Origin of the sequence: Cronbergia sp. UHCC 0137, from assembly GCF_034932285.1 — a bacterium.
GTDB lineage: Bacteria > Cyanobacteriota > Cyanobacteriia > Cyanobacteriales > Nostocaceae > Cronbergia.
Genome location: NZ_JAYGHC010000025.1, coordinates 53,301 through 66,881 on the forward strand (window position 1 = coordinate 53,301; position 13,581 = coordinate 66,881).

Sequence of the window (13,581 nt, forward strand, 5' to 3'; positions counted from 1 at the left end):
TAAAATGACTAAACGACCATTACTTGATCCCAATCGTTCATATACTTTTAGTAATTATTTTGAATTGGGATTTAGCGTTGGTGATTTAGTAACTGAATTTGGTTATTCTTTAGAACGCAAATTTATTGATTTACCACAATATTCTGGCAATTTAGACCGAATTATCGACCTTAAACAACGGATTGAGGAAGTTTTGCCTTATGTAGATTTAGAAAATGAAACCACACGCCGAGAAATATTAATTGCCCCAATTATTACTGATTTAATTCATTATTCCCACGCGAAGTTACGAATTGAGTATGCAATTAAAGTTGATAATAAACTTCAAGGGAATTTAGATTATTATCTTCACACAAAGTACAATTTAATTGTGATTGAAGCCAAGCAAGCAGATATAAACAGGGGTTTTACACAGTTAGCAGCAGAAATGATTGCCCTCGATAAATGGAGTGATTCTCCTCAAAAAGAAATATTAGGAGCAGTAACAACAGGTAATATTTGGCAATTTGGTATATTACATAGAGAAAGACAAAGTATAGAACAAGCAATTAATCTTTACCGCATCACTGAAGAGTTAGAATTGGTAATCAGAATTTTGTTAGCTGTACTCATTAACGAAAACTAATCCTTTAAAGATCATTGTCAAACCAACAGTTAAGGATTTTTGTAGGTTGGATTACAGCGCAACCCAACAAATGCTTATAAATGTTGGGTTATGCCTCCGGCACACTATAGACATCTTGCATAAATACTTTGGTGTCGCCAAGAATATTCTTGAAAAGCTCACGCAATCGCGCTTTTCTGCGAAACGCTACGCGAACGCGTTCGTGTAACGTGCCGGAGGCATATCCCGTTCGCGTAGCGTGCCGTAGGCATAGGGTAGGCGCAAAGACGCAAAGAAGAATTTGAAAATCACGACTTTTGCAAGAGGTCTTATGTGTTCACGCAGTGTCCCGCAAGGATACGTTCCTCAAACCAACCTTGTATCTTAGAGGATGCCTCAATCACTGAAGTAAGGTCAGGGAAAAACGAGAATCTACAAGATCAATAATTTCTAGATTGGACTTAGTTATCGTTTTTAGATTAAAAATCGAAATAACACATACAAAGCTGAAACCACAAGTTGTAGTAGCATCACCGGAATCCCATAACGAAGAAAAATCTTAAAGGAAATTCGTCTACCATGTTGTTCAGCGATGCCGGCAGCAATAATATTAGAAGATGCTCCCACCAATGTACCATTACCTCCCAAGGTCGCACCAAACATCATCGCGTAAAATAGTGGCAAGACTTCCGGGGGAAACTCTCCTTGAAAATTAGTTGCTAAAACTTCTGATGGTGCCAAACCTACAGTGACAAGATATTGTTTTAATAATGGAACCATTGCCACAACTAAAGGAATATTGGGAATAACACTAGATAATATTCCCACTAAAAATAACAATACCAAAGAACCGAGTAAAATATTTTTACCTAAAATAGTTGCGAAGATTCCTGATAAACCTTTAATTACACCTGTTTTATCTAATCCTCCTATTAATACAAAAACACTCATAAAAAATATTAATGTACTCCAATCTACATCTCTCAATATATTATTAACAGTATCAATTCTACTGTGATGAGAAAGCAACAAAGCTAAAGCTGCCCCTAATAAAGCTACAGCAGCAGGTGATATTGGTATTGGTAGAGATTCCCCAATTACAAAAAATATCAACACGAAAATAATAATTACTGTACCCGCAATTAAAACTCGTGGATGATTAATTTGGGGATGGGGTAATTCTTCCAGATTCTCTATAGTTGTATTCCAAATTTTACGAAATAAAAATGGTAATGTCAGCACTACAACCCCAACAGCCAAAACTCCCCCTAAACTTAATTGCCATAAATAATCTGTAAAGCTAATATTTACAGCATCACCAACAATATATGTAGCCGGATCTCCCACTATAGTTAACAAGCCAGCACTGTTAGCAACAAACACCATCAAAATTAATAATGGCACAAAATTGATGCCTAATTCTTCTGCCATGGGGGGAATTAACGGTGCTAACAACATGACTGTAGTGGCATTTGGTAAAACGGCACAAATTGGGGTAACTAATCCTACTATTCCTAATAGTAACCGCTTACCTTTTCCTTGAGCTAGAATAACAATTTGTGTAGCTATATAATCAAATATTTTAGTCGGTTCAAATGCCCGTACTAATACCATAACCCCAAAAAATAAACCCAGAGTTCCATAACTATTGCCAATGTAAGCAACTGCTTCTTGCAATGTCATGATGTTGACAAAAACAAGTAATAATGCTCCTAATAAAGCAGCAATTGTTAGATGCACCCATTCCGTCATAATTAAAGCAATGACGGTGATAAATGTGATTACACTCAAAATAGCTTGCCAGTTTTCCATATAATACCTTTCCAAATTTTACAATGTTGATACTAGCTAAAAAGCCACCTGAACAATAGGTGACTTATAAATAAACGTAATTTCATGAAAAATCACTTTAATTGAGAATAGTGATTAATCATCCATACAACTGGGAATCCCCAAAACAGCGCAAGGAAAATTACTTCCTAACTTTTTAATCATCGGATGATTGCTAGATTGACAACCCAAGAATAAAATATCAGCAGATTCTAATTCCACAACTTTTTGAAGTTCTGTACAAATGCTGCCAAACTGCAAATGGGATTTACAAGAACTCTCCCATTCTTCGGCTAAGATATTAGCTTGGGAAAAAATTCTATTTGTTTGGGTGAGGTAATTTGGCGAAATTGTTGTTAATTTTGGTTGAGTTAATACCAAAGTGACTGATTTTGATAAATCACTGACTGGACACTCTAACTGAGGTTGTTGATGAACAAAGGTGAATTTATCTGAATATTGATTTATGGGCTTTTCTTCTACCACATAAACAACATGGACTTTAACTTGGGTATTGGTGGCTAAACGGGTTTGATAAGCAATCCAAAAAGCAATATCTAGGGCAGTATGACTTTCAGGTGTGTCATCATAACCAACGACTATTTTGACAGATTGTTCTTGATATTTTTGAGAAAATAATCTTTTTGGCTCTGGTAATAATACCATTTTTTCAACTAGGTCATCTCGACCAATAGCACTTTGCAAACGTGCCAACATTGTTTTTATTTTCACAGTTTTAACTTCTCTCCCATGAAATGAATAATGAGAAGCAGAGATGCTAATTTTAGATTTTTCTCTAAAATTATCAACGCAAAATTGGTTTAGGAAACTGCTATGAACTAATCGGTATCTACTATACAAAATGCAGATGATATGTATGAACGAAATTTCCTAGTTTCAGGCTTTTGGAATCCCATATTAGTGCGGTGCGTCAGATAAAGAAAATCTGTTACATACTCAATTATCGGGTCTGACGCACCCTACAAGAGATAAAATCCATCATTCTTATGTAATAAATTCTGTTAATGCGTAACTCCTAGAGTTATATAATCTCAATACAAGTCTTGCCTGTCTTCATTATTCAACTTAATCACAGTGTTATAGCCAAGATTTTGGGTATTCTTGACAATGCTTGAAGTATTTTTTAGCTGCAAAGATGGCAGATAAATTGAGTTGGAATATCATGTTTTCACCTCAACAGAGTTAACACGGGTACAATGAAGCTAGTAATAAATGACCGTGGAAACTGATGAGAGCATAATATTAAAAAATGCTTTCTCTTCAGTCTCCTCTCAATGCTTACGAAGTTAGCTGACGGGCTAGGACTGAGAGATGTCCTTTTTTGCTTGATTAATCCAAACAGAAACAAGCCCCAAATTTTGGTTCCTCCGTTCTAACGCTGCTGAGTTTGCTGCGCTAGATTAAGCTGACTTACTGTTAATTCGTAACTTTAGGAACTATAGCATTAATGGGTTGTAATAACTTCAGTATTGAAAATAAATATTATTTACCTTTCTAATGGGACGGCACTGATACTATCTTTAATTAGATGACCATCTTCCATGTATATAATTCGGTCGGCGATATCTAAAATGCGGTTATCGTGGGTAACGAGCAAAATTGTACAACCTTGTTCTTGGGCGAGTTTTTGCATTATTTCGACGACATCACGGCCAGATTGTTTGTCTAGTGCGGCGGTTGGTTCATCTGCTAGAACTATTTTAGGCTGACTGACTAAGGCGCGAGCGATCGCTACTCGTTGTTTTTGTCCGCCTGAAAGGTTATCTGGGTAATAATTGAGGCGTTCTCCCAGTCCTACTGATTCTAACATGGCTTGCGATCGCGATCGCATTTCTGAAGCAGAAATTTTTGGTTGTACTTCTAATCCCATTCGCACGTTCTGAATGGCTGTTAAACTTCCATGTAAGTTATGTGCTTGAAAGATATAACCGTTATTCCGTCGCGCTTGTGTTAGCTGTTTGGCGTTTGCACCACAGAGTTCTTGACCAAGTATTTGTAAGCTACCAGATTGAGCAGAACGTAACCCACCAACTAAGGTTAACAATGTTGTTTTTCCAGATCCAGATGGTCCAGTCATAATAATAATTTCACCTGATTTAATCTCTAAGTTGATATCAAATAAAACCTGTTTACGCAGTGAACCAGTACCAAAATAATGGTCAAGATTTTTAATAGAAATAGCTGGAGGCATAGGTGATTGGTGATTGGTGATTGGGATAAATCTCATTCTCTACCTTTATATTCCATCTTTAAAACATATCCGCAGGGTCAGCTGATTGTAATTTGCGGGTGGCGATCGCCCCCGAAATTGTACACATGATAATCGTCATAACTAATACGGCGATCGCCCTAGCCATAGTCATATAAATCGGTAAATTTGTGGCCTTTGCAGTTAATCTATAAAGTCCCAAAGGAATTAAAAAACCTGGAATGAAACCTAGTACAGCTAAAATTATCGCTTCTTCAAAAATCACTCCTAACAAATATAAATTGTGATATCCCATAGCTTTAAAGGTGGCATATTCTTTAAGATGAGAATTGACATCAGTAGAGAGAACTTGATAAACAATAATCACCCCGACCATAAATCCCATTGACACACCCAAACTAAAAATAAACCCGATGGGACTGCTTTTTTTCCAGTAATCTTCTTCAAATTTAATATATTCTTGACGAGTTAATACTTTCACATCTTCACTATTTAGATGAGAATCTAACGCCGCCTTTACCTGATCTAAATCATAACCTGGTTCAATATTAATCAAACCCAAACTAATACTTCCGGCTTTTCGTCTGGGAAATAACCGTAAAAAATTTTCATCGCTAGAAATTAACGTCCCATCTGCACCGAAAGAAGCACCTAAATTGAATGTTCCGCTAATACTAATTGTCCGTTTATCAACTTCTGTCGTCACAGCCTTACCCGCAGCAATTTTACTGAAAACTTCTGCATATTCACCTCTAGCTCCACGATCAAATAAGAAAGAATCACCAAGTTTAATTTTATCTAACTGATTATTCACATCTGACATATTTAAAGTAATCTGTTCAGGATTAAACCCCAATACTTGGATAGTAGTTTTACTGCTAGTTTGGGGATTTTTCCAAGGAATTAAACCAATATATATGGCTGATGCCGACTTCACGCCAGGTACATCCATCGCTTGAAATAGTCGCCTCCGGGAAAAAGTCGCTAAATTTTGCATATTCTTACTCTGGGGACTAATTAAAATCAAATCTGCTATAAAAGCCCGATTTAACAGAGTATTACTATCATATAAAGCATTCTCAAAACCAAACTGCATAAACATGAGAATATCAGCAAAGGCAATACCAGCCAAAGCCACAAACAAACGACTTTTGTGACGACTTAATTGTAACCAACCTAAAGGAGTACGGCGTTGCAGTGCAATCATTAATCCTGTCATAATTTATTTGGTAATTACAAAAAATTCTTAATTTCTTTCTGGGTGAGAAAAATTTATATCTTAATCACCGCCATAACTTGCAAATTACTAAATTTAGCGGCTTTCTGACTAGATGCTGGATCTAGTTTTACATGAACCTCTACCACTCTAGAATCTATATTTTCACTAGGATCAGTATTAACAATAATTTGACGTTGTACCTTCCAACCCACCCAATCTACTGTTCCCTGTAAATCCCCGGAAATAGACTTACTAGATATCTGCACCCTTTGTCCTGATGCAACTTTATTAATATCACTTTGATAGATTTCTACAACTGCATACATCTGATTTGTTTGCCCAATTTCCACGATTCCGTTACTGGATACCATTTCACCGGCGCGGGTGTGAATATCTATAATTACGCCATTTTGGGTTGATCGCACATAGGATTGATCAAGATTGGCTTTGGCTTGTTTTTCCGCCGCGATCGCTCTACTCACCTCCGCCTTGGCCGATTCTACATCCACTGGCCGCACTTCGGCAATTCTTTCTAAGGTGGCTTGAGATGAACCAAGTTGTTGAATACCAGTGGCGTTAATTCGATTCAACACAGTTTTAGCTTCACTAATTTGCTTCTTACCTGTGCTATCAATTCTTTTCAGCGTTGCTTTCGCTTCCTGCAACCGTTGATCAATAGTTTCAGCATTCAACTTTTTAGTATCAAATAAAGATTGGGAAGTTGCACCATCTTGGTAAAGTTCCTGATAGCGCTGGGATTCGACTTGGGCATTTTTGAGTTCTGCTTCTAGTTTGCGAATCGTGGCTTTTTGGGCTGTGGTTTCCCCTTCCCATTGCGCCTCTAATCTAGCAATTGTATCTTTTTGTTGCCTAGCTTCACCGGATGTTTGAGCTTGAATCCTGGCAATTTCTGCTTTTTGAGCGTCTATTTCCCCTAATTTAGCTCCTTCTTTAACTTTAGCTAGATTTATCTGGGCAATTTTAACTGCTGCTTGGGATTCCTGAAAAGCTGCTTCTAAGCGATCGCGATTATCTAAAATCGCAATTACCTGTCCAGTTTTTACCTGATCCCCTTCTTTTACTAACAATTTCTCTACCCGACTACCTTGACTAGCAGCAGGGGCAGAAAGTTTAATGATCTTGCCTTTTGGTTCTAAGGAGCCTAAAGCTGTTACAGTTGTAATTTGGGGTATATTTACCAAAGGAGTTTGGGGTGTTTGGGTAGATTGAGCTACGACAAACTTATACCCTTGAAATCCAGCGATCGCTAAAGTTGTAACGGCTGTTAAAATAATCGGCTTGGAAAATTTAGCTGCTGCATCAAACACGATATCTACCTTTTTATTTAAGATGCTAACTAAACTAATTAGTTTATTTCGGATATAACTAAACTAAACTGTTTATTACAAAAATGTCAAGACCTTCCCGAAAAAATTACACAACATTTTGGGTAGCCGATAATTCCCCTCTATTCCAGAAACTATGAAAAAAAATAAGCAACACCCAGAAGACGAAAATACAGATCGTGTACTCTTAGCAGAAAAAGTTGATGCAATCCTCAATGGTGCAATGCAAGAGTTTCTAATACATGGCTACGCTGCAACCACGATGGATCGGGTGACAGCCGCAGCAGGAGTATCTAAAACGACGGTTTACAGCTATTTTCAAGACAAAGAGAGATTATTCACGGCTTTAATTGAAAAAATGGCACAGGAAGGTTATCAAGTGGTATTTAACCCCCAAGATACCCAATTTTTTGTAGGTGAGCCGTCTATTGTGCTACGGCGTTTAGCAGTAAATATTGTAGAGCATATCAAGTATAAGCAGGAGTCTTTGAATTTAATCAGATTGATTATTGGGGAATCTGGGCGTTTTCCACTGTTAGCGCAAGTTTTTCTCCTGAATGTGGACAAACCCGTTTTTGAGCTTCTCACTCAATATTTTACTGATCATCCAGAACTACAACTAAGTGATCCACAAGCCGCCGCGAGGATTTTTATGGGAACATTAATCCATTATAAAATTACTCAGTATATGCTACACGGACAAGAAATTTTACCACTAGATCGCGATCGCTTAATTGATAATTTGGTTGACTTGCTCACTAATCATCAAACGGTCAAAAACCAATATTCAGGAACAAGACATAAATCTCCCAGACGCAAGCGTAATTCTACGGGGAAATTTCAGTCAGACTATGAAAAAGAGGCAAAACAGTTAAGATCAATCCGACTCACAGATACAGCTTGGGAAAAACTGGCCGAATTAGCAGAACAAAATCAACTCACCCGTAGCGAAATGATCGAAAGATTTGCCCGCAATGACTTTTCACCGTCCCCAGAATAATGTATATACATGGAGAGTCATGAGACAGAATTAATTACACAACTGGTTTTTCTGTTCCCCTTCGACTGCGCTCAGGGCAAGCCTGTTCCCGGTCGGTGAGCGTAGCCGAACCGCTGTTCCCTCTCTCAACGAATGAATTTAATTTTGTCCGACTACTTATGTGTTACAGTAAAAAAAAGTAAATTCCAGTGATGAAGTTGTTATGGCATTAACTCAACCAATTATTGTACCGCCAACTACATCTGAACATAATCATTTACAACTGACTCTTCCTGACCATACTCAACTTCCAGATTCAGATGGAACTTTTGTGAAAAACTTTCAAGAGCATCCCCAAGGCATCATACTCACAACTTCAATAGAACCAGTTTTACAAAAATTACACCCTGATGGAAATTATTGCATTGGACAAGATAGCGGTATTTATTGGCATTTAACAGAACCACCAGAAAAGGGAGCAGAAGCCCCAGACTGGTTTTATGTACCCAACGTTATGCCCTTACTAGCAGGAGAATACCGACGTTCTTATGTCTTGTGGAAAGAAATTGTTGCCCCATTAATTGCCATTGAATTTGTGTCTGGAAATGGCTCGGAAGAAAGAGATACTTCACGACCAGATGATATAAATGAAAAAACAGGCGAAAACAAGAAAGCCGGCAAGTTTTGGGTTTATGAGCAAGCAATTCGTATCCCTTTTTATGCAATTTACGAAGTGAAAAAAGCCGCAGTTGAAGTATATCATCTTGTGGATGGTAAGTATCACAAGATGTCAGCAAATGAGCGCGGACATTATCCAATTCCACCAATGGGAGTAGAGTTAGGCATTCAACAAGATGCACCAATACCGTGGTTGCGTTGGTGGAATCAAGATGGTGAAATGTTGTTAACTGGAAATGAACGGGCTGTACAAGCTGAAGCTTTAGTTATCCAAGAACGTATAGCTAAACAGGAGGTTGAAGCTTTAGTCATTCAAGAACGTATAGCTAAACAAGATGCTGAAGCTTTAGTTATTCAAGAACGTGAACAAAAAGAAAAACTAGCAGCATATCTACAATCTATCGGTATTAATCCTGCCGACATCCCATAAACCTCAATAGACATCTCCAGAAACTAAATAACTCAAGTTGTTAGTTATGAATTTTTCGGATATTTTGTAGTCTGTAGGGTGTGGTTCGGCAAGCTCACCAACCACGTCAGACGAAATAATTTAGGCTTAAATGACTAATTTTAAGTTTCTGACGCACCTTATTTCACTAAAAAAGCAACTTACGTTAAATATGCCTTATCCACAACCCTTGTAGAGATGTTACATGGAACGCTTCTACGATTTTTATCGGAGATGTCTATTGCATTAGATCGTTATTTTAACCTTAAAGGTCTTAACTTACCAGTAGTTCGATCATATTGATAACTCTTAGCAGTTAAAGAGGGGTGAGGACTAACACAGTATTGTTGACCATCAATCATAATTATTACTAACTTTTCTCCAGAATCACAAGCAACATTAGCTATTCCCCAACTTTTAATTAACTCTAAATTAGAATCAAGAATTGGGATTGGTTCTTTTTTAAGATAACGGCGCTCAAATATTTCTGAAGCCTTTCGATAATCTGCGGCCGCACCAGAATAATCTGCCATAAAAGTGCGAGCAATAGCACGATTAGTATAAGCACTAAAATCATCAGGATTAATTATAATAGCTATATTAGAAACTTCTATAGCTGCTTCATAATTGTTGAGGGCATTAAATACATCTCCTTGAATACTATAGCCATAACTATTGTTGGGATCAAGACGAATAGCTTCTTTAGAAGATGCCAATGCCTCCTGATACTTTCGTAATCTAATATAAGCCATGCCTTGATGAGCATAGGCAGTAGCATAGTTAGGATTAATCCGAATTGCTTGATTAAAATCTTCAAGGGCTGCTTTATTATTTTTTAACCAAATATGAGACCAGCCACGATTAATATAGGCATCTAAGTAATTGGGGTCAAGCTTAATAACTTCGTTGAAATCTCTCTGTGCTTCCTTAAATTTCCTTAACCATGTATAGGCATAGCCTCGTTTAAAATAAGCCTCCATATATTTAGGTTCTAGTTGAATCGCTCGATTAAAATTCTCTAGAGATTCCTGATATTTATTTTCATTAATTTGAGTAATACCTCTGGCATAAAAATCTCTTGCAGACTGGGGATTAGTAACGCGCAAAGCCGAATTGCTGCCAGTAGAACTATTATCCTGCTTAAAAGAAGTATTATTAGTAACCTGCTCGCGTAAAGCCAAAAATGTATTAATGGGAATGCCGGCGTTAAATCCTGTTTTCTGCGTTATTTTTTCCCCTGTTTCTGATTTACTCTGAGATGAAGTATCTGCTAATCCGTGAATAGCTATAACTCTCCCACGGTTATCAAATACAGGTCCACCACTATTACCAGTTATAGTGATAGCATCATAAATTAAGTCATAGCCATTAATCGCATTACTACTACGAGAAACAACTAATCCTTTAGTAAAACTAAAATCTCTATCTACTCCCACTTTACCAAATGCCGCAGGAAATCCGGCTACAAAAACATCTGAAGCAATATCAGCTTGATCTGAGTTCCCTAATGTCGCAATTGGATAATCTTCTGTAGTTTTAAAGGTAACTATAGCTAAATCTGGATCATTTCTACTCTGTTGTAATACTTGAATATCTTGAATCGGATAACTTTTTCCAGTATATGTACGCACAGAATAAGTAACGTCTTTGGCGCAAGTAATCTTTCCTGGTCGGTTCAACGCATCACACACGACATGATTAGCTGTGAGGACAGTATAAGTATTTCCTTTTTTACTAATAATTACTCCTGAACCCCCTGGAGAAAGGTTATTCTGATTATTAATTTGAACTGCTGTTGTTTTAGCAATTTTGGTAATCTCTTGAATATTATTCGTCTCAGCAGATGTTGGCAGGGTAATTACAATTGCTGCTACTATTGCTGTACTCAGAATAGTGTCAAAATTTTGTCTACTAAAATATAAACTCATGACTTGTGGTGTTAATTGGGGCAAAAAATAGTAAAATTACTTATAATTGTAGTATTATAACTATTAAGTCTCACTTTGGCAAGTGAGAAGTTCACTTTTTTCCTAAAGCATACCTAATTCTTCAAAACCTCTTTGGGTGTAGAATCATTGAGATTTTTGTCGGTGATAGTCCCCAATTCACGATAAACTCTTATATTGCAACTGATCACTTTTACTATCATGACTGGAGAGCAAAACTTTGGGCATAGAACTACGCAGTTTCGTATTTCTAGACAATCTGCAACCTCAACACGCCGCATACATGGGAACAGTAGCCCAAGGTTTCTTGCCATTACCAGGGGATACCTCGTTGTGGATTGAAATTTCTCCAGGTATTGAAATTAATAAAATTACAGATGTAGCCCTCAAATCGGCCTCCGTCCGTCCAGGGGTACAGGTGGTTGAGCGATTATACGGTTTATTGGAAGTTCATTCAGGCTCCCAAGGGGAGACGAAAGCCGCAGGTGAAGCTATTTTAAAGCTGCTAGGGGTGAAAAAGGAAGAGTGTATTAAACCCCGTGTTGTTTCTAGCCAAATTATCCGTAATATTGACGCTTACCAAACCCAACTGATCAATCGTACCCGTCGGGGACAGTTACTACTAGCCGGACAAACTCTCTATGTATTAGAAGTTGAACCGGCGGCTTATGCGGCACTGGCTGCTAATGAAGCAGAGAAAGCAGCCTCAATTAATATTCTGGAAGTGCAAGCTGTGGGCAGTTTTGGACGGTTGTATTTAGGTGGCAAAGAGCAGGATATTTTGGCCGGTGCTGAAGGGGCGTTAATAGCGATCGCTAATTCTCCCGGTCGAGAAAATCCCCAAAGTCAACGTAAGGAGTAAAAGAGGAAAAATGGCAAATCAAGAGCATTTATCTTTTCTCAGGGCAGGTGCGGTTAAATGGATAGAATGGAGAAGACAAAATCCTCTGGTTCAAGTTGACCTCAGTGCCGCCAATTTGCCAGGAGTAAACCTCCGGGGTGCAAACCTACAAGGAGTCAATTTGACTAAGGTAAATTTAGCCCACGCTTTATTGGTACGCACTAATTTAAATGGTGCAGATTTCAGTGATGCTGATCTTCATCAAGCTAAACTCATAGAAGCTAATCTGAGTCAAGGTAATTTTAGTATTGCCAATTTGAGCGGTGCAATATTGACACAAGCTGATTTGAGTCAGGGAAATTTTATTGGGGCTAATTTTAGTGCAGCAAATCTCCAAGGCGCTGTAATCACTGACGCTAACCTAATTGGTACAGATTTTAGCAATGCAAATTTACAAGATACAGATTTGGGTGCAGCGAAACTCAATCGCAGTAATCTTTGTTTTGCCAATCTCATAGCAGCTAATTTAATTTCAGCCAACCTCACTGAAGCGAATTTGTATGAGGCAGAAATTATGACAGCCTATCTTTATCAGGCAAATTTGTATAAAACTAATTTAGTTAAAGCTCATTTAGGTAATTCGTATTTATTTAGAGCCAACTTGAGTGAGGCTAATTTAATCCAAGCAGATTTAAGTTGGGCTAATTTGAGAAGGGCAAACTTAGCAGGAGCAAATTTGTCGGGTGCAAATCTCCGGGGCGCAAATCTCCAGGGTGCAAATCTCAATGGTGTAAATTGGCAAAATGCTATTATGCCTGATGGTTTAATGTATCAATAAATTATGTATTTAGGGTTTGGGGAAAAGGTCTTTTTGTTAGGGCTAGAAGTCAGGAGTCAGGAGTCAGGAGGAAGAATTAGAAGAAGAGCTTCAGTCACCGGAAAACGCCCATCGTAGGCGTTTGAGGTTATTCTATTGATATAGTGTAACTATTCTATTTTAAGCACTGAGTTTTTGATTAAATTTCGGCAATCTGCTATCAATCCACTTAGCACCCTTAGCTATACATTCAGGACACACATCACCACAGCATTGTCCCTCATCGTCACAGATAATTAATCTCGCTTCCTGCAAATCAAACTGCTTATGGCACGTTAAGCAAGTTTGGCTATTTAGCAATCTGTTACATTCAATCTGGAATCTCATTCTTTCCTCCAACTGATTGTGGTTAGGTTTTGTTGCTGAAATTAATTTTCTAAAAGTTTAAAGTTAATTTAATTTTCTTTACAATAACAAACATATTGTCCCAGACTAACTTCTGTCAAATCAGTTTACCTTATCCTAGTAATAAATAAAACTTATGGGGAGTAAGTAATATTCCCTTCCTCCCCCAATACTTGTCGGTTAAGAGACAGCGCAACCCAACAAAAGCACGTAAATGTTGGGTTTCCTAACGTCAAAC

General features: G+C 37.7%; 12 protein-coding genes and 1 riboswitch. Of the genes, 5 read left to right on the top strand and 7 right to left on the bottom strand.

The window, feature by feature from the left end; genetic code table 11:
• Nucleotides 1–4 precede the first annotated feature (4 nt).
• Complete coding sequence (locus VB711_RS14680) at nt 5–625, top strand: hypothetical protein (RefSeq protein WP_323286844.1); 621 nt, start codon at nt 5–7, stop codon at nt 623–625.
• Between the two features lie 453 nt (nt 626–1,078).
• On the opposite strand, the gene VB711_RS14685 is transcribed toward VB711_RS14680, so the two are convergent.
• The 5 genes from VB711_RS14685 to VB711_RS14705 all read right to left on the bottom strand — a co-directional run bounded on the left by VB711_RS14685 (nt 1,079) and on the right by VB711_RS14705 (nt 7,214).
• Nucleotides 1,079–2,416, bottom strand: coding sequence for an SLC13 family permease (locus tag VB711_RS14685; protein WP_323286845.1), 1,338 nt, complete (start codon nt 2,414–2,416; stop codon nt 1,079–1,081).
• 114 nt (nt 2,417–2,530) lie between these two features.
• Entirely contained in the window at nt 2,531–3,151 is a 621-nt protein-coding gene (locus VB711_RS14690) for a universal stress protein (RefSeq protein WP_323286879.1), read from the bottom strand.
• Nucleotides 3,152–3,715: 564 nt separating this feature from the next.
• Nucleotides 3,716–3,872: riboswitch (cyclic di-AMP (ydaO/yuaA leader) on the bottom strand.
• 69 nt (nt 3,873–3,941) lie between these two features.
• On the bottom strand, nt 3,942–4,682 hold the full coding sequence (locus VB711_RS14695; RefSeq protein ID WP_323286846.1) for a DevA family ABC transporter ATP-binding protein: 741 nt from the start codon (nt 4,680–4,682) through the stop codon (nt 3,942–3,944).
• Between the two features lie 22 nt (nt 4,683–4,704).
• Nucleotides 4,705–5,883: an ABC transporter permease DevC gene (devC, locus tag VB711_RS14700; protein ID WP_323286847.1), complete on the bottom strand. Its 1,179-nt coding sequence runs from the start codon at nt 5,881–5,883 to the stop codon at nt 4,705–4,707.
• Between the two features lie 53 nt (nt 5,884–5,936).
• On the bottom strand, nt 5,937–7,214 hold the full coding sequence (locus VB711_RS14705; protein WP_323286881.1) for an ABC exporter membrane fusion protein: 1,278 nt from the start codon (nt 7,212–7,214) through the stop codon (nt 5,937–5,939).
• A gap of 151 nt (nt 7,215–7,365) precedes the next feature.
• Between VB711_RS14705 and VB711_RS14710 the strand changes: the two genes are divergently transcribed.
• Both VB711_RS14710 and VB711_RS14715 read left to right on the top strand, forming a co-directional pair.
• Entirely contained in the window at nt 7,366–8,229 is an 864-nt protein-coding gene (locus VB711_RS14710; RefSeq protein ID WP_323286848.1) for a TetR/AcrR family transcriptional regulator, read from the top strand.
• 202 nt (nt 8,230–8,431) lie between these two features.
• Nucleotides 8,432–9,316, top strand: a complete 885-nt coding sequence (locus VB711_RS14715) for a Uma2 family endonuclease (RefSeq protein WP_323286849.1) — start codon at nt 8,432–8,434, stop codon at nt 9,314–9,316.
• Between the two features lie 272 nt (nt 9,317–9,588).
• Here the strand turns inward: VB711_RS14715 and VB711_RS14720 are convergent, their stop codons facing one another.
• Nucleotides 9,589–11,262: a tetratricopeptide repeat-containing serine protease family protein gene (locus VB711_RS14720; protein WP_323286851.1), complete on the bottom strand. Its 1,674-nt coding sequence runs from the start codon at nt 11,260–11,262 to the stop codon at nt 9,589–9,591.
• A gap of 238 nt (nt 11,263–11,500) precedes the next feature.
• Here VB711_RS14720 and VB711_RS14725 point away from each other — a divergent pair, with 238 nt between their 5' ends.
• Nucleotides 11,501–12,142: a hypothetical protein gene (locus VB711_RS14725; RefSeq protein WP_323286853.1), complete on the top strand. Its 642-nt coding sequence runs from the start codon at nt 11,501–11,503 to the stop codon at nt 12,140–12,142.
• A gap of 10 nt (nt 12,143–12,152) precedes the next feature.
• Entirely contained in the window at nt 12,153–12,959 is an 807-nt protein-coding gene (locus VB711_RS14730; protein WP_323286854.1) for a pentapeptide repeat-containing protein, read from the top strand.
• A 159-nt stretch (nt 12,960–13,118) separates the two neighbouring features.
• Here the strand turns inward: VB711_RS14730 and VB711_RS14735 are convergent, their stop codons facing one another.
• On the bottom strand, nt 13,119–13,325 hold the full coding sequence (locus VB711_RS14735; RefSeq protein WP_323286855.1) for a hypothetical protein: 207 nt from the start codon (nt 13,323–13,325) through the stop codon (nt 13,119–13,121).
• Between the last annotated feature and the right edge of the window lie 256 nt (nt 13,326–13,581).

Coding starts and splice junctions, on each gene's coding strand:
- VB711_RS14680 (WP_323286844.1), top strand. CDS start 5: ATGACTAAACGACCATTACTTGATCCCAATCGTTCATATACTTTTAGT.
- VB711_RS14685 (WP_323286845.1), bottom strand. CDS start 2,416: ATGGAAAACTGGCAAGCTATTTTGAGTGTAATCACATTTATCACCGTC.
- VB711_RS14690 (WP_323286879.1), bottom strand. CDS start 3,151: ATGTTGGCACGTTTGCAAAGTGCTATTGGTCGAGATGACCTAGTTGAA.
- VB711_RS14695 (WP_323286846.1), bottom strand. CDS start 4,682: ATGAGATTTATCCCAATCACCAATCACCAATCACCTATGCCTCCAGCT.
- devC (WP_323286847.1), bottom strand. CDS start 5,883: ATGACAGGATTAATGATTGCACTGCAACGCCGTACTCCTTTAGGTTGG.
- VB711_RS14710 (WP_323286848.1), top strand. CDS start 7,366: ATGAAAAAAAATAAGCAACACCCAGAAGACGAAAATACAGATCGTGTA.
- VB711_RS14715 (WP_323286849.1), top strand. CDS start 8,432: ATGGCATTAACTCAACCAATTATTGTACCGCCAACTACATCTGAACAT.
- VB711_RS14720 (WP_323286851.1), bottom strand. CDS start 11,262: ATGAGTTTATATTTTAGTAGACAAAATTTTGACACTATTCTGAGTACA.
- VB711_RS14730 (WP_323286854.1), top strand. CDS start 12,153: ATGGCAAATCAAGAGCATTTATCTTTTCTCAGGGCAGGTGCGGTTAAA.
- VB711_RS14735 (WP_323286855.1), bottom strand. CDS start 13,325: ATGAGATTCCAGATTGAATGTAACAGATTGCTAAATAGCCAAACTTGC.